The sequence below is a fragment of the Polyangium jinanense genome (assembly GCF_028435365.1).
On sequence record NZ_JAGTJJ010000062.1, the window covers coordinates 21,499 to 37,625 of the forward strand.

General features: G+C 68.6%; 13 protein-coding genes. 8 read left to right on the forward strand and 5 right to left on the reverse strand.

All coding sequences use genetic code 11. From position 1 onward, the window contains the following. The first annotated feature begins 82 nt into the window (after window positions 1-82). Complete coding sequence (locus KEG57_RS46380) at window positions 83-748, forward strand: OmpH/Skp family outer membrane protein (protein ID WP_272423642.1); 666 nt, start codon at window positions 83-85, stop codon at window positions 746-748. A gap of 91 nt (window positions 749-839) precedes the next feature. Here the strand turns inward: KEG57_RS46380 and KEG57_RS46385 are convergent, their stop codons facing one another. From KEG57_RS46385 to KEG57_RS46395, 3 genes are all read right to left on the reverse strand, one after another. Continuing rightward, complete coding sequence (locus KEG57_RS46385; RefSeq protein ID WP_272423643.1) at window positions 840-2,048, reverse strand: hypothetical protein; 1,209 nt, start codon at window positions 2,046-2,048, stop codon at window positions 840-842. Then, window positions 2,048-3,100: a hypothetical protein gene (locus KEG57_RS46390; RefSeq protein WP_272423644.1), complete on the reverse strand. Its 1,053-nt coding sequence runs from the start codon at window positions 3,098-3,100 to the stop codon at window positions 2,048-2,050. Before KEG57_RS46390 ends, KEG57_RS46385 begins: the two co-directional genes overlap by 1 nt. Before the next feature lie 121 nt (window positions 3,101-3,221). After that, on the reverse strand, window positions 3,222-3,944 hold the full coding sequence (locus KEG57_RS46395; RefSeq protein ID WP_272423645.1) for a hypothetical protein: 723 nt from the start codon (window positions 3,942-3,944) through the stop codon (window positions 3,222-3,224). A 115-nt stretch (window positions 3,945-4,059) separates the two neighbouring features. Here KEG57_RS46395 and KEG57_RS46400 point away from each other — a divergent pair, with 115 nt between their 5' ends. From KEG57_RS46400 to clpA, 3 genes are all read left to right on the forward strand, one after another. After that, window positions 4,060-6,615, forward strand: a complete 2,556-nt coding sequence (locus tag KEG57_RS46400; RefSeq protein WP_272423646.1) for a glycogen/starch/alpha-glucan phosphorylase — start codon at window positions 4,060-4,062, stop codon at window positions 6,613-6,615. A gap of 102 nt (window positions 6,616-6,717) precedes the next feature. Continuing rightward, on the forward strand, window positions 6,718-7,041 hold the full coding sequence (clpS, locus tag KEG57_RS46405; protein ID WP_272423647.1) for an ATP-dependent Clp protease adapter ClpS: 324 nt from the start codon (window positions 6,718-6,720) through the stop codon (window positions 7,039-7,041). Window positions 7,042-7,046: 5 nt separating this feature from the next. After that, complete coding sequence (gene clpA, locus KEG57_RS46410) at window positions 7,047-9,371, forward strand: ATP-dependent Clp protease ATP-binding subunit ClpA (protein WP_272423648.1); 2,325 nt, start codon at window positions 7,047-7,049, stop codon at window positions 9,369-9,371. A gap of 65 nt (window positions 9,372-9,436) precedes the next feature. On the opposite strand, the gene apaG is transcribed toward clpA, so the two are convergent. After that, window positions 9,437-9,823, reverse strand: a complete 387-nt coding sequence (apaG, locus tag KEG57_RS46415; protein ID WP_272423649.1) for a Co2+/Mg2+ efflux facilitator ApaG/CorD — start codon at window positions 9,821-9,823, stop codon at window positions 9,437-9,439. A 108-nt stretch (window positions 9,824-9,931) separates the two neighbouring features. Here apaG and KEG57_RS46420 point away from each other — a divergent pair, with 108 nt between their 5' ends. Beyond that, complete coding sequence (locus KEG57_RS46420; RefSeq protein WP_272423650.1) at window positions 9,932-10,993, forward strand: rhomboid family intramembrane serine protease; 1,062 nt, start codon at window positions 9,932-9,934, stop codon at window positions 10,991-10,993. 6 nt (window positions 10,994-10,999) lie between these two features. On the opposite strand, the gene KEG57_RS46425 is transcribed toward KEG57_RS46420, so the two are convergent. Continuing rightward, on the reverse strand, window positions 11,000-12,211 hold the full coding sequence (locus KEG57_RS46425; RefSeq protein WP_272423651.1) for a hypothetical protein: 1,212 nt from the start codon (window positions 12,209-12,211) through the stop codon (window positions 11,000-11,002). Window positions 12,212-12,637: 426 nt separating this feature from the next. On the opposite strand from KEG57_RS46425, the gene KEG57_RS46430 reads away from it, so the two are divergent. The 3 genes from KEG57_RS46430 to KEG57_RS46440 all read left to right on the forward strand — a co-directional run bounded on the left by KEG57_RS46430 (window position 12,638) and on the right by KEG57_RS46440 (window position 16,119). After that, entirely contained in the window at window positions 12,638-13,789 is a 1,152-nt protein-coding gene (locus tag KEG57_RS46430; RefSeq protein WP_272423653.1) for an acyl-CoA dehydrogenase family protein, read from the forward strand. A gap of 5 nt (window positions 13,790-13,794) precedes the next feature. Next, entirely contained in the window at window positions 13,795-14,424 is a 630-nt protein-coding gene (locus tag KEG57_RS46435; RefSeq protein ID WP_272423654.1) for a hypothetical protein, read from the forward strand. A 126-nt stretch (window positions 14,425-14,550) separates the two neighbouring features. Continuing rightward, the gene (locus KEG57_RS46440) at window positions 14,551-16,119 is read left to right on the forward strand and encodes a hypothetical protein (RefSeq protein WP_272423655.1); all 1,569 of its coding nucleotides are present in this window, start codon (window positions 14,551-14,553) and stop codon (window positions 16,117-16,119) included. Window positions 16,120-16,127 lie beyond the last annotated feature (8 nt).

Here is a 16,127-nt window from a genome sequence, read left to right on the forward strand (position 1 = left end):
CGGTAGCACGCAAGAAAACGTTGCATCGACCCGGCTTCGGGATTAGTCCCCCGGGGTGATGCGTGCAGATCGTACTGGTTTCGTGAGTCCTCGGCGTTCGTCTTGGCTCTCGGGGTTGCGGGCCCCCGTACTCGCGGCCGCCCTCGTCGCGGGCGTGGGCGGGTTCTTCGCGGCGGAGGAAACGGCCGCGGCGCAATCGAAGATCGCCGTGATCGACGTGCGTCGAGCGATGCTCGAGACCGAGGAGGGCTTGCGTGTCCAGGCGACGCTGAAGAAGCTCTTCGACAGCCGGCAGGTCGAGCTCGACGCCAAGCAGCAGAAGCTCCAGGCCGAGAAGGAATCGCTGGAGAAGGACGCGCAGAACAAGAAGGTGCCGCAGGAGCAGCTCCAGCGGCGCTTCGAGGCGCTGCAGAAGCAGGCGGCCGAGCTCCAATCGATCGCGATGGAGTATCAGCGCGAGATGCAGCGCAAAGAGACGGAGATGACGACGCCGATCTACCAGCGCATCATCGGCATCGTGCGCCGGATCGCGGCCCAGGACGGCTACGAGATCATCCTGGAGAAGGCCAGCGTCCCCTACATGCGCGCCGACCTCGAGATCACGGATCGCGCGATCCAGATGTACAACAGCGGCCAGGGCGGCGACGCGGCCCCGGCCAAACCGGGCGCCACGACGCAGCCGGGCAAGCCCGCGGCCCCCGCGGCGCCTCCGCCGGCGGCCCCCGCGCCCGCGCCGAAAAAGAAGTAAGCGGCTCGCCGAAAGGCGACCCCTCCAGACACGAAAGCCGGATCCGAGCGCGAGGAGCGCGGGATCCGGCTTCGTTCGTTCGAGCCGACGATCAGGGGGGGATGCAGCAAAACGTGGTGGCGTTCGAGGGCGTGAGCGCGCCCGTCGGCTGGCCACCACCCGAGATGGCACAGGCGCCGCCGGTGGGCGGCATGGTCGTGGCCATGCGACCGAAGAGCGCAGGGTTGCCCACCACGTTGGCGCAACTCCCCGCGGAGAAGCTCGCGACCTGCGTGGTGCACGTGTTCACCAACTGTTCGCTGTAGAGCGTGATGGTCGCATCACACGAGGCGCCGCTCGGCGCGCCGCACGCGCACGGGCTGCATGCGCGCGAGTCCACCGCCTCCTCGAAGAAGAGGTGCTTCTCCGTGAACTCGCCGGCGGGGCACGTGTTGTCGCCGCCCTTGTAGACGCACAGGCCCGGCAGGAAGGGCGGCTGCGTCTTCGGCTGGCATACCATGCCCATGCCGCACCCACCGCCAGGAGGCGCGTCGCCGCAGGCCTTTCCGTGAATCGCCCACGCGATCGGCGTGAGCGCCGGCTCTCCGCCGCTCGGCATGCAGCTCCCCCCCGTCACCGTGGGCTTCGCGCTCGTGACGGAAACGTTGCACGGGCCATTGTCGCAGGTTTGTCCCCCCTGATACCCCTCGGGCCCATAACACGCGCCGTTCCAGGCAGCGGGGACCGTGAGCTTGCCCGTAGCCGTCGGCGTCGTGCCGCAAGCCTTGTTCTGGATGACGATCTCATCCGGCAAATCACACGCCTGGCCCGTCGGCGCGCCGCACGTGCACGCGGAACAGGTGTGGCTCGGCGTGGTGAGCGTGTTCTCGCCCTCGTAGGGCGTGACCGTGGGGAACGCGCCGGGACAATCAGGCGTCTGCGCGGGCAACCCCTCGAAAAGCGCGGCGAAGCCGCTCCAGCCGAAAGGCACGGACGGGACGCATACGTGCCCCTGCGTGCACTCGTCATCCGCACAATCGACGAGCGAATCGTCGTCGTCGTCCATGCCGTTGAGGCAATCCTCGGTGCCCGACGATCCTCCCTGCCCGCCTTGTGCTCCCCCGCCGCCCTGCCCGCCCATGCCGCTGCCGCCCTGCCCGCCTTGGCCGCCCTGCCCGCCCGCGCCGCCGCTGCCCGAAGGCTCGGGCTCGTCGAACGTGTACGCCGGATAAAGGCACGCGGCCGGCATCGTGACGACGCCGAGCCCCGCGACGACGAACCACGAGGCCAGCCGCACGGACGAACGTGTTCGATGCGCCATCAGAACCTCCCCACGAGGCTCACGCCGCCGAGGTTCGCGCCGGGCGCAGCGCCGATGAACCGCGCGCCACGTTCCGTCTCCGCCGAGGCCGATGGCGCTGTCGTGGAAGACTTTTTCGAACCACTCGTCGCGAGCAGAATGACGCCCGTGATCAAGCTCGCGGCGCCGACGCCCACGGCCGCCTCGGCGATCCCCGTGAACAGCCGCCCTCGATCCGCGGTCTCTTTCGCCGACGGCGGGCACGACGTGTCGCCGCCGCAGAGCTCCTCGAGGTCGTTGATCGTCGATTGCCGTGGTCCGAAGAAGAGCGCGACCCCGGCGCCGATCCCCGCGATGCCGACGCCCGTGAGCACGATCCCCGGGATGCTCGGCCCGCTCGGCGGAGGCGGCGGAGGCGGCGGCGGCGGAGGCGGCTGGTCATTGTCCTTCGGGCCATCCGACTTCGCTGGCTCGTCCTTGACCACGACCTCCACGGTCTTCTTGTCGCGCTCGGGGACGTTGATCGAGTCCTTCCAGATCTCGCGGTTGCCGAGCTTCGCCACGATGTAGTGCGGGCCGGGATCGACGGGCATCTCCGTGCCGACCTGCGTCGCGCCGAGCTCGGTGCCGTCGAGCTCGATGACGGCCGCCTCCGCGCCCTTGCCGCGCGCAATCGTGAGCTTCGGCAAGCGCTCCTCGATGGCCGTGATCCTCGGCGTAGCCGCCGCCGCGACGTCCGCGGCCTTCTTGTCGCCCGCGGCCGCGCTCGCCGCGAGCCTGTAATTGCCGAGCGCCGAGAGCAGCTTGCCGAGCTTCTCCTCGCACTCGGCGATGTTGAAGGCGACCTGCGGCGTCATCTTCACGGCGGCGACGGCCTTGAACTTGACGAGCGCGCCGGAGCAGTTGTTCGCGGCGCTGAGCGCGAGGCCCTCGCGGAACAGCGCGCGGGCCTTGTCGAGCTCCTCCTTCGTCTGCGCGGAGGCATCCCCCTGCGAGAAGAGCGCGATTGCCGCGGCACCGGCCATCATCGCCACACGCGCCGCGCGACGCGCCCTTCGCTGAGACATGTTCATCGAGCACTGCTCCCGACGCCCGCGATCCCTTCGAGGCTGCGAGCGCTCCCCATTCTACCCGACCCCCGCGCGCGCCGGAACTCCCGCGCTGCGAGGGCGCGTGGGATCCACCGGGCAAACGTCACTTCTTGGTCTTGCCGAGATCGAGCTTGATGCGCGGCCGCCCCGTGGACGCCGTCGCCGTCGGGGTCGCGCTCGCCGTCGACGTCGCCGTCGGGGTCGCGCTCGCCGTCGACGTCGCCGTGGGCGTCGCGCTCGCCGTCGACGTGGCGGTCGCCGTGGCCGTCGCCGTCGGCGTCGTCTTCACGGTCGTCGTCGTGGGCGCCGTGAACTTCGGCCGCTCGCCGATCGGGATCCGGTCGTCGCCGAGGATGCACATCTTCGTCGTGTCGCTGGCCGTGAGCGTGTCGCAGATCTTGTAGCCATCGGGGCACTCGGCGGGGCCCTGGCACGTGGCCGAGCAGAAGCCGGGCTCGTTCGGCGCGTCGGCCTTCTTCAGGCAGAAGCCGTGATCACACTCCCCCGCGGTCGCACAGCTCGCGCCGATTTTTGCGCCCACGGACTTGCTGCACTCCAACCCCGAGCCTGTGTCCTTCGCGCGGCAAACGAGCCCGTCGCCGCAGTCCCTGTCGTACGTGCAGCTCTTCGTGCAGATGCTCCCGGTGGCCGCGCACTGGAGCGACGCGCAGTCCGTGTCCTTCGTGCAGGCCACGCCGAACGCCTTCTTCTCGGGTTCTTCCTGCTTCAAGAGCCCGCAGCCAGCTGCCCCGAGACCGAGGAGCAACGCGATCATCGCCCCACCTCGCAGCGCCCCACCCACCTTCGCCCCACGGGTTTTGCTCATGGTTCCTCTCTCGCCGCGCGAGAGCGCGGGCCGTGGTCTCGTCTATCACAGCCCGGCCGCCAAGGGACAAGCTCCTGCGGCGCACCTTGGGAGGTTCGCTTATGATGCGCGGGCGATGACCTCCTTCTTCCAGGGCCCCCCCGCGCCGCCCGATGGCGCCACTCCCCCCTCGACCCGAGATCCCGTGCCCTCGCGCGTCCGCGTCGAGGACGACCGGACGGGCATGCACCCCGCCGCCCTCCGCCGCGCGTTCACCGATCACGTGCAGTTCTCGCGCGCCCGCGACTTCGAGACGGCGACGAGCTTCGACCGCTTCGTCGCGCTCTCGCTCGCCGTCCGCGACCGCCTCGTCGAGCGCTGGTCGCAGACGCAGCGCACCTACTACGAGAAGGACGTCAAGCGCGCCTACTACCTCTCCGCCGAGTTCCTCCTCGGCCGCGCGCTCCAGTCGAACCTGCAGGCCCTCGGCGTCGAGGACACCTACCGCGCGGTCCTGCGTGATCTCGGGATCGACCTCGACGAGATGATGGAGCTCGAGCACGACGCGGGCCTCGGCAACGGCGGCCTTGGACGCCTCGCCGCGTGCATCCTCGAGTCGATGGCCACGCTGGAGCTACCCGGCCAGGGCTACGGCATCCGGTACGAGTTCGGCATCTTCGAGCAGGTGATCCGCGACGGCGCCCAGGTCGAGCGCGCCGACGAGTGGCTGAAATTCGGCAATCCCTGGGAAATCGAGCGGCCCGAATACGCGGTCACCGTCGGGTTCGGCGGTCGCACCGAGATGGTGCAGGACGGCCGCGGCGGCTTCCGCGTCCTCTGGCACCCGGCCGATCACGTGCTCGGCGTCCCCTACGACACGCCCATCGCGGGCCACGGCTCGGGCACCGTGAACACGCTGCGCCTCTGGGCGGCCCGCGCGCACGAGGACTTCGATTTCGGCCTCTTCAACGAGGGCGACTACGTCAAGGCCGTGGAGCAGAAGAACGCCTCCGAGGTCATCTCCAAGGTCCTCTACCCGAACGACAACTTCGACAAGGGCAAGGAGCTCCGGCTCCGGCAGGAGTACTTCTTCGTCGCCTGCTCGATCCACGACATCGTCTGGCGGTACACGAAGACGCACGACGACTTCTCGAAGTTCGGCGACAAGGTCGCGATCCAGCTCAACGACACGCACCCGGCGATCGCCATCGCCGAGCTCATGCGCGTGCTCGTCGACGAGCACGCCCTCACCTGGGACGAGGCCTGGACGCTGACGGTGCGGGCCTTCGGCTACACGAACCACACGCTCCTGCCCGAGGCGCTCGAGCGCTGGCCCGTCGCGCTCTTCGAGCGCCTCTTGCCGCGGCACCTGGAGATCATCCAGGAGATCAACCGCCGCCTGCTCCGCGCTGTGACCGTCGCTTTCCCCTACGATCAAGGCCGCGCCCGGCGCATGAGCATCTTCGAGGAGGGCTCCGAACGCATGGTCCGCATGGCGCACCTCGCGGTCGTCGGCTCGCACTCGATCAACGGCGTGGCCAAGCTCCACAGCGAGCTCGTCCGCACCTCGCTCTTCCGCGACTTCCACGATCTCTGGCCCGATCGCTTCAGCAACAAGACGAACGGCGTCACGCCGCGCCGCTGGCTCTTCGCCTGCAACCCCAGGCTCTCCCGGCTCATCACCTCCCGCATCGGCCCGCGCTTCGTCACCGAGCTCGAGCGCCTCGCCGAGCTCGAACCGTGCGTCGCCGATCCGTCGTTCCTCGCCGAGCTCCGGTCGATCAAGCGCGCGAACAAGGAAGCGCTCGCCCGCATCGTCAAGCGCGAGCTCGGCTTCGAGGTCGACGTCCGCGCGATCTTCGACGTCCAGATCAAGCGCCTGCACGAGTACAAGCGCCAGCTCTTGAACGCCCTTCACATCGTCACGCTCTACCTGCGCGCCAAGCGCGGCGAGCGCGTGCACCCGCGGCTCTTCATCTTCGGCGCGAAGGCCGCGCCCGGCTATCGACAGGCCAAGCTCATCATCAAGCTCATCCACGCCATCGCCTCCGTCGTGAACGGCGACAGCCGCGTCCCCGAGCTCAAGGTCGCGTTCCTGCCGAACTACCGCGTCTCGCTCGCCGAGAAGATCATCCCTGCGGCCGACCTCTCCGAGCAGATCTCGACGGCCGGCATGGAGGCCTCGGGCACCGGCAACATGAAGCTCGCGATGAACGGCGCGCTCACGATTGGCACCTACGACGGCGCCAACATCGAGATCCGCGAGGCCGTCGGGGCCGAAAACTTCTTCCTCTTCGGCCTCACGGCCGAGGAGGTCGAGGCGCGCCTCGCGTCGGGCGTGCCTGGCCGCGCCGCGTACGAGGCCGATCCCGAGCTCCGCGAGGCGATCGACTTCATCCGCACCGGCTTCTTCTCGCCGGACGAGCCCGACGCCTTCCACCCGCTCGTCGACGAGCTGCTCGGCCGCGACCGTTACCTCGTGATGAGCGATTTCCGCGCGTATGCCGACGCCCAGAAGGACGTCGAGCGGGCGTTCCTCGACGAGGAGACCTGGTCGCGCAAAGCCGCCCTCAACATCGCGCGGGTCGGCGGCTTCTCGTCGGACCGCACGGTGCGCGAATACGCGAATGAAATCTGGGGGATCGAGCCCTGCCCCATCCGGCTCGTCCCCGATGAGCCCGCCGCCGAGTAGGGCTTCTCCGCCCGCTCCCCGCCCCGAGCATAACGATTCTCCGCGCGCGACCACCGGCGCGCCGGGCCCTGGCTTGCTATTCTGTTCGGCCCCCCCAGACGTATGGCGAACGATCCGCGTGAACGAGAGGACCACGAAGGCGATCTCGCGACCCAGAAGAAGCGCAAGGTCGAGAAGGTCCGCCGCTACAAGGTCGTCCTCCACAACGACAACTACACGACGATGGAATTCGTCGTTCTCGTGCTCGTGAAGTTCTTTCACAAGACCGACACGGAAGCGACGCACATCATGCTCAGCGTGCACCACAAGGGCTCAGGCGTCGCGGGCGTCTACACCAAGGACGTCGCCGAGACGAAGGTCACCCAGGTGCAGAGCTTCGCGAGGCAACACGGCATGCCCCTCCGGCTTTCGGCCGAACCCGAGTAGGAACCATGAAGATCAGCCCCGAGGTCGAGATCGCCTTCAAGCTGGCCACGCACGAGGCCATCCGCCGACGGCACGAGTACGTGACCGTCGAGCACCTTCTCTACGCGCTCACGTTCGATGAGGAGACGGCGAACGTGATCCGCAAGGCGGGCGGAGATCTACCGAAGCTGAAGAAGCGTTTGGAGCGCTTCCTCGAAGAAGAGATCGAGGCGCTGCCCGATCACGTCGACAACGAGCCCGTCGTCTCCATCGGCTTCCAGAACGTCGTGGGCCGCGCGGCCGTGCACGTCCAGAACACGAACCAGAAAGAGCTCAAGGGCGCGAACGTCCTCGTCGCGGTCTTCTCCGAGCGCGACTCGCCCGCCGTGCAGATGCTCCGCGAGGCCGACGTGCAGCGCCTCGACGTGGTGAACTTCCTGTCGCACGGCATCGCCAAGGACGGGCAGGACGACGAGGTCGGCCCGGAGGACGCGACCGAGGGCGCGGACGCCGCCGAGGCCGAGGGCGAAGGCCGCGAGAGCCGCCGCGATCCGCTCGCGTCGTTCACCGTGAACCTGAACAAGGAAGCGGAGAGCGGGCGCATCGATCCGCTGGTCGGCCGAACGATCGAGCTCGAGCGCACGATCCAGGTCCTCGCGCGCCGCCGCAAGAACAACCCCTTGCTCATCGGCGACGCCGGCGTCGGCAAGACCGCGATCGCCGAGGGCCTGGCCATGAAGATCGTCAAGGGCGACGTCCCGCACGCGATCAAGGGCGCGACGATCTACGCGCTCGACATGGGCGCGCTCATCGCCGGCACGCGCTACCGCGGCGACTTCGAGAACCGGCTGAAGGGCGTGCTCAAGGCCCTCGAAAAGCAGCCGGGCGCGATCCTCTTCATCGACGAGATCCACACGATCATCGGCGCCGGCGCCGCGAGCGGCGGCACGATGGACGCCTCGAACCTCTTGAAGCCCGCGCTCGCATCCGGCCGCCTGCGTTGCATCGGCGCGACGACCTTCCAGGAGTACCGCGGGCACCTCGAGCGCGACAGCGCCCTCGCCCGCCGCTTCCAGCGCATCGAGATCAACGAGCCCTCGGTCGACGAGACGCGCCAGATCCTCGAAGGCCTGCGCAAGCACTACGAGGAGTTCCACAAGGTCAAGTTCACGGACGCCGCGCTCGAGGCGGCCGCGAAGCTCAGCGACCGCTACCTCCGCGACCGGCGCCTGCCCGACAAGGCGATCGATCTGCTCGACGAGGCCGGCGCCGCCGCGCGCCTCGCCCACGGCGAGGACTACACGGTCGACGTGCCCGACATCGAGATCGTCGTCGCGAAGATGGCCCAGATCCCGCCGCGCCAGGTTTCGACCTCGGATCGCGCGCAGCTCAAGGATCTGCAGAAGGAGCTCGAGGGCGTGGTGTTCGGCCAGGCCGAGGCGGTCTCGCAGCTCGCGAGCGCCATCAAGCTCTCCCGCGCAGGCCTGCGCTCGCCGGAGAAGCCGATTGGCTCGTTCCTCTTCACGGGCCCGACGGGCGTCGGCAAGACCGAGCTCGCCAAGCAGCTCGCGAAGGTCATGGGGATCGAGTTCCTCCGCTTCGACATGAGCGAGTACCAGGAGCGGCACACGGTCTCGCGCCTCATCGGCGCGCCGCCCGGCTACGTCGGCTTCGATCGCGGCGGCCTGCTCACCGAGGCGATCGCGAAGACGCCGCACGCCGTGCTCCTGCTCGACGAGATCGAGAAGGCGCACCCGGACATCTTCCAGGTGCTCCTGCAGGTCATGGACCACGGCACGCTCACGGACAACAACGGCAAGAAGAGCTCCTTCCGGCACGTCGTGCTCATCATGACGAGCAACGTCGGCGCCCGGGAGCTCACGCAGACGCGCCTCGGCTTCGGCGAGCGCGGCAACGTGGGCGACGACGATCGCGCCTTCAAGAACGTGTTCAGCCCGGAGTTCCGGAACCGACTCGACGCGCGCATCATGTTCAAGCCGCTCGATCCGAGCGTCATGGGCAGCATCGTCGACAAGTTCATCCGCGAGATCGAGTCGCTCGTGGGCGACAAGGGCGTGAGCATCCAGGTCACCGACGCGGCGCGCGAGTACCTCGCGAAGAAGGGCTACGATCCGGCCTTCGGCGCGCGCCCGCTCGGACGCGTCATCGAGCGCGAGCTCAAGCCTCGCCTCGGCGACGAGATCCTCTTCGGCGAACTCGAGCACGGCGGCAAGACCGTGGTCGATCTGAAGGACGGCGCGCTCTCGTTCTCGTTCCTCCCGAACGAGCCGCCTGCTGAGGAGAAAAAGGCCGAAACGCCGAAGGAGACCGAGGCGCCGGCCCAGGCCTGACGCGTTTCTACGCGCAGGCTAAGGAAACGGGGGCTCTTCCCAAAGGAGGAGCCCCCGTTTTCATTTCAGTTGAGCGAATACGGCATCGCGAGCGTGAACGGCGCGATCTCGGCGTCGAACGCCGGCCCGCCGCTCGCGGGGTACATCTGGTAGGTGCCGTGCATCGTGCCGCGCGGTGTCTCCAGCACGCAGCCGCTCGTGTACTCGAAGTGCTCTCCGGGCCGGAGGGTCGGCTGCTTGCCGACAACGCCGGGGCCTCGCACCTCTTCGATCTTCCCGTTGCCGTCGGTGATGATCCAGTGCCGGGTGCGAAGCTGCGCGGGCTCGCTGCCCTCGTTCGAGATACGCACCGTGTAGGCGAACACGTAACGCCTCGCGCTCGGCATGGATTGCGACGGAACGTACTGGGTCGTGACGTTGACGCGGATTCCGTTCGTGATGGCGGTGGACACGCCCCTGCCGTGCCACGCACCCGAGCCGTCCACAAGGGGACTTTCGGAGGTCTCGGAAACCCAGGCCGTGTTGACAGCTCTCATGCTCGTCCGCACGTTCCCCGAACCGTGAACGACAACGACGACCATTCAGGCACGAGCGCCGCCCAGGCACCGTCCCTCCCCTCCCTCGCCTCGCCCGCGGCGTTCGCGGGGGTCACGGGGGCTGCGTCCCCGCCCACGCCGGGCGTGCTCGTACCGGTCGACCCCCTGCCGGGCCTCACGGCCATCGGCCCGGTGAACGAGCGCAAAGCGCGGGATTGGTCGCTCGTCCTGCAGTCGATGTCGGTCTGGCACATGATGCGCTGGACGTTCCGGGGCTGGGTCCTCGTCGTGAGGGACGAGGATTACGATCAGGCGTCGAGCTCGATCGATCGGTACGAGACCGAAAATCGGGACTGGCCGCCGCAGAAGGTCCGCGAGCGGCCGCGGCACGCGCCCTCGATCATCGCGCCGCTCCTCTTCGCTGCGCTCGCCCTGTTTTTCCTGGTCACGGGGCCCGTCGCGCACAACTCGTTCTGGTTCCAGCGCGGTCGCGCCGAGAGCGACCTCGTCCTCGGCGCCGAGCCCTGGCGCGCGCTGACGGCGCTCACGCTGCACGCGGACTCGTCGCACGTGATCGGCAACGTCATCTCGGGCGCGATCTTCGCGTCGGCGGTGCAACGCAGGCTCGGCCCGGGCGGCTCTGCGCTCGCGATCCTCACGGCGGGCACGCTCGGCAACGTCGCGAACGCCGTCGCGTACCACACGATGGGAAACGACGTGCATCGCTCGATCGGCGCGTCGACAGCGGTGTTCGGGGCGATCGGGATCCTCGCGGCCACGCAGCTCGCGCTCGATCGGGATCACGCGGCGGGGCGGAAGCGGACGATGCAGGAGATCGCGGCGCCGATCGTCGGCGGACTCGCGCTGCTCGGCGCGCTCGGCGCGAGCCCGCAATCCGATCTCGGCGCGCATTTCTTCGGGTTTGTCGGGGGCGTCGTGGTGGGCCTCGGCGCGGCGCTCGGCCTGCGCAAGACGCGGCCTTCGCCGCGGCCGTGGCTCCAGGTGGGGCTGCTCGGAGCCACGATCGCGATCCTTCTCGGCGCGTGGCGCCTGGCCTTGCCGTACCGACTCGTCTGGCCGTTCTGATCCGGCTCAGTCCACGGGCCAGAGCCCGACCGTGCCGCCGACCCAGGTGAGATCCTTGTTCTGATCGACGCCGAGCATCTTGCCGCGCGAGAGCCGCACGAGGTTCAGCACGAGCTCGGGCGCGGGCTCGTCGGGCGCGCGCAGGAACATCATCCGCACCTCGCCCTTCACGCCCGAGCCGTCGGGCATCGGCAGCGCGGGCTCGTAGGAGATCTTCTCCTGCAAAAGCCAGCCGTGCCGATCCGACGCGGGGATCGCCGCGATGTCTTCCTTCGTCGGATCCACCTTCACGCCCGAGCCCGCGAACGAGAAGAGGGGCTTCAGCACGTAGCGCTCGAGATCGTTCGGGATCTCCGAAAGCTCCGAGAGGTAGCGGGCGCGCGGCACGGCCGGGTGATCGATGTACGGCAGCGTGTACTTCGACCACGTCCAGTACCAGTTCGGATGCGAGCACCACGTGATGTCGAGGTCGTCCGTGTAGCGGAACGGGAGCTCGATCTTGCGCGCCTCGAGCTCGTCGAAGACCACGCGGTTGTAGATGCGGCGCACCTCGACGAGCTTGCCGGCCACCTTGCGGAAAAGCTTGCGCCCCTCGCGTACGAGCGTCGTCGGGCAGACCGCGTCGACGCCGATGAGCTCCTTCGTTGCGAGGAAGTCCGGGTACGTCTTCTGGTTCGGCGGATCGATGTCGAGCAGCACGACGTTCGCCGGATCTTCGTCCGCGAGCACGGCCTTGCGCAGGCGCGCGACGAACCCCTCGCGATCGAGGCCGCCGAAGAAGATCGACCACTTCCGATCGAGCCCCGGCATCGTGCGCATCATGTCGGCCATGACCTCGCTCTGCAGCACCATGAGCGCGTAGAGCGAGGGGAACGCTTGCAGCTCGACCACACGGCCTTCGAGCTCTCCGCTCGGCCCGCGCACGATCGCAAAGTCGACCTGCACGCAGTTCGGCAAGGGGTCCATTCCGGGCGCGTCGAGGTGCGCGGGGATCGCGCGCTTCATCGTCTCGATCACGTTCGGCCGCGAGATCTGCTGCACGATCTCCTTCGCGGACTTCGCGAGGTAGCTCCGCAGCCCCTCGGGCAGGAAGAGCGGCGTCTCAGCCACACGGAAGGGGATTTTCGAGCCCACCCGGCGCTCGAGGCGCTCGAGATAATCCGCATAGGTGTTGGGTCCGAAGGCGGCGTTGTAGGCGCGGCGAAAGACGGGATCCATGCGCTTTCCTTGGTAGCACGAGCGGGGTGCGTCGCGGCAGGGGACCGAAGGAGGATGGATCCGAAGGCCCGTCGGGTGGTAACGTCCCGTCGTGCTCTCCCGACGATCCATCACGCCCCTCGCGGTCGTGATCCTTTCGCTCTCGGCGACAGCCTGTTCGTCCCTGACGCGGCCCGACGAGATCACCATCAAGGCTGAACCCGCGGCGGCTCCTGCGCCCCCGCCTGCTCCGGCAGCTCCTGCCGGGCAGCCCGGCGCTGCTGCGGCCCCCGCACCCGGTGGAGGTGGTTGAGGCGGTTGACGAGGCTCCGGTCCGGAGCCTGAACATCCCCACCTCGAACCTCACCCTCCGCCCCTGCGGCATCCGCATGCGAAAGGCACGCGCTCGCTCGTCGTGAGCTCTTCGCCTGGAACGGACGGTATCCCGTGACATCCCTGCCCTCTCTGCACGAGACCCCCGAGCACGCCCGGCTGCGGGACGAGATCCGCCGCTTCGCGCGCCGCGAAATTGCGCCTTTCGCCCACGCCTGGGAGGAGGCGAACGAGTTCCCCCGCGAGCTCTACGAGAAGGCCGCTCGCGCCGGCATGCTCGGCGTCGGTTATCCCGAGACGTACGGCGGATCCGGCGGGGATCTCTCGCACATGATCGCCGCGACCGAGGAGATGATCGTCGGTGGAACGTCCGTGGGCACGGCCGTGGGCCTCGGCAGCCACGCGATTGCACTGCCGCCGATCCTGAACTTCGGCACCGAGGAGCAAAAGAAGCGGTTTCTCCCGCCCGTGCTCGCGGGTGAGAAGATCGCGGCGCTCGCGATCACCGAGCCGGGCGGCGGCAGCGACGTCGCCTCGCTCGCGACGCGCGCGGTCAAGGATGGCGACCACTACGTCGTCACGGGCGCGAAGACCTTCATCACTTCGGGATGCCGCGCCGACCTCGTGACCACCGCCGTGCGCACGGGCGGCGAAGGGCACGGCGGGATCTCGTTGCTCGTGATCGAGCGCGGGACGCGCGGTTTTTCCGTAGGCAAGAAACTCGCGAAAATGGGCTGGTGGGCCTCCGACACCGCCGAGCTCGTCTTCGACGGGTGTCGTGTTCCGCGGGAAAACCTCATCGGCGAAGAGAACGCCGGGTTCATCCCGATCATGACGAACTTCGCCGTCGAGCGACTGCTGCTCGCCGGCAACTGCGTGGCGATCGCCTCACTCGCGTACGACGAGGCCGTGCGTTACGCGCGCGAGCGACGCGCCTTCGGCAAGCCGATCATGGGCTTCCAGGTGCTGCGCCACAAGCTCGCGGACATGGCGACGCGCATCGCGGCGGCGCGCGCCCTCATGAACGACGTCATCGCGCGTTACCTGCGCGGCGACATGGTCACGGGCCTCGCCGCGATGGCGAAGAACACCGCGACGGACGCTTGTTCGTTCGTCTGCGACGAGGCCGTACAGATCTTCGGCGGACACGGCTACATGCGCGAGACGCTCGTCGAGCGACTCTACCGCGACGCGCGGCTCTACCCGATCGGCGGCGGGACGCGCGAGATCATGAACGAGATCATCTGCAAGACGGAGGGCTACTAGCCACCATGGGAACGCGAAATCGACGCTTCGCTGCACTGATCGCGCCCGTCGCGATCCTCGCCCTCGCAGCCTGCGAGAAGACGCCCGAGCCTCCCCCGAGCGGCGCGCCGGACAAGGCGCGTCCCGCCCCCGCGGCGCCCGCAGGCAGCACGAGCCCGGGCGCGGCCGCGCCGCAGCGGAAAGGCCCGACCGACGTCGCCTACGACGTCCCCGAGGGCTGGCAGAAGGCCGAGAACCCGAGCCCGATGCGCAAGGCGACCTTCAAGATCCCGCGCGCCGAGGGCGACGCCGAGGACGCCGAGATGAGCGTCTCGCAGGCCGGCGGCACGGTCGATCAGAACGTCCAGCGCTGGTCGGGCCAGTTCGAACGCGGAAAGGAGGACACGACGTCGCGGCAGGATCGCAAGATCGGCGAGCTCTCCGTGACCGTCGTCGAGATCCACGGCACGTTCTCGGGCGGCATGGGCATGCCGGGCGCTGCGCCGGCCGGGCCGAAGCCGAAATGGGCCCTGCTCGGCGCGATCGTGGAGACCGATGGCGCGTTGACCTTCTTCAAGCTCACGGGCCCCGAGAAGACCGTCACCGCCGCGAAGCCCGCGTTCGAGAAGTTCGTCGAAAGCCTGCGCGCCAAATAGCCCTCGACGTCGACGTCGGCGCGTTACACTACATTGCGCCGCGCACCGGATCCCGGCCGCGGCGCCCCTTCCCTCGCACGTTTCTTTGTTCAGCCATCGCGCCCCGGCCGGGGCGGGAGGAGTCTCATGCGTCGCCGTCGCCGCTCCTTGAAACCGCTTCTTTTTGTGCTTGCGGGCCTCGCCACCGGTGCAGCCATCGCCGCCGGCTGCTCGGCCACGTCCACCGGCAACAAGTTCGATCCCGGCGAAGGGGGCTCCGGCGGGGTTGGCGCGAGCGGCGGCGGGGGCGGCTCGCCCACGTCGAGCTCGAGCGGGATGGGCGGTGAAGGCGGGTTCATCTTCCCCACCGACGATGGCGGCACCGACGCGCCGAACGACGTCCCGGTAAACCCGTGCGGCACGAAATGCGGGCCCACGGAGCTCTGCGACCCCGATCACCTCGGCTCGGACGACGACTGCGACGGCGAGGCGGACGAGGACTGCCCCTGTTCCGCGGGCCAAGCGCATCCGTGCTTCAAGGGCGATCCGTCGTACCGCGGCACGCCGGGCTGCTTCGACGGCACCATGAAGTGCAGCGAGAACGGGTACTGGTCGTCGTGTATCGGTGGCGTCCACGCCACCGACCTGTGCTTCCTGAACGACACGAACGCCTGTCACGCGATGACGACGTCGCCGTTCGTCAACGTGAACCTCAAGGATGGCACGGGCAACTTCAGCGCCGACGCGGTGCCTGGCTCCGAGACGTGGGCCGTCGCCTGCCCCGACGGCGTGAGCCCCTGCCCTGGCGTGAGCGGCTCGAGCCCCGCGGACGACTTCAAGCCGCTCCAGTCGGGCGAGTACACCGTGACGTACACGAAGGGCCTCGCCGGCGGCGGGACCGCGACGTGCACGTATCCGCTCTTCGTCGGCGCGCCGGGCCTGCGCGTCGAGCTCGAGTGGGAGCACAACCTCGGCGGCGACGGCGTCGACCTCGATCTGCACCTGCACCAGCCGAACAACACGCTGCCCTGGGCCGTCTCGGGCTCGCCGCAAGACTGCGCCTGGTCGAACTGCGTCTTCAGCGACTTCACGCCGCCGCCCTCGATCGACGCGCCGTCGTGGTTCCCGGCGAACGTGCAGCCGCCGGAGCCCGTGTCCTGGTACCTCGACCCGACCTTCGAGAAGAACACCTGTTACTTCGCGCCGCGCGGCGTGGGCCAGGACTGGCAGATCCTCGGCCAGGGTTGTCACAACCCGCGCCTCGACCTCGACAACATCAGCTGCGATCCGACGGTCTCGAACCCGGACGACTCCGACTTCTGCGCGCCGGAGAACGTGAACGTCGACTTCCCGCCGAAGAACCAGTGGTTCCGTATCGGCGTCCACTACTTCAGCAACGACGACAAGACCTACGACGTCCACCCGACGATCAAGATCTTCTGCGACGGCGCGCTGAGCGCGGAGCTCGGGCCGAAGGGCTACTACGATCCCGAGACGCCCATCACGTTCACCCCGACCGATGGCGAGGGCCTCTCCGGCGGCAACCGCTTCTGGCTCGTCGCGGACGTGGCGTTCCGCGAATCGAACCAGTGCGGCGCGCGCGGCTGCGTGGTCAAACCGCTCTACTCGGACGAGGCCGCGAAGACGCCGCTCCTCACCTACGACGACATCGCCGAGCAGAACTTCGGCCCCGCCTACCCGCCCCCGCTCCAGTGACGGGCGAA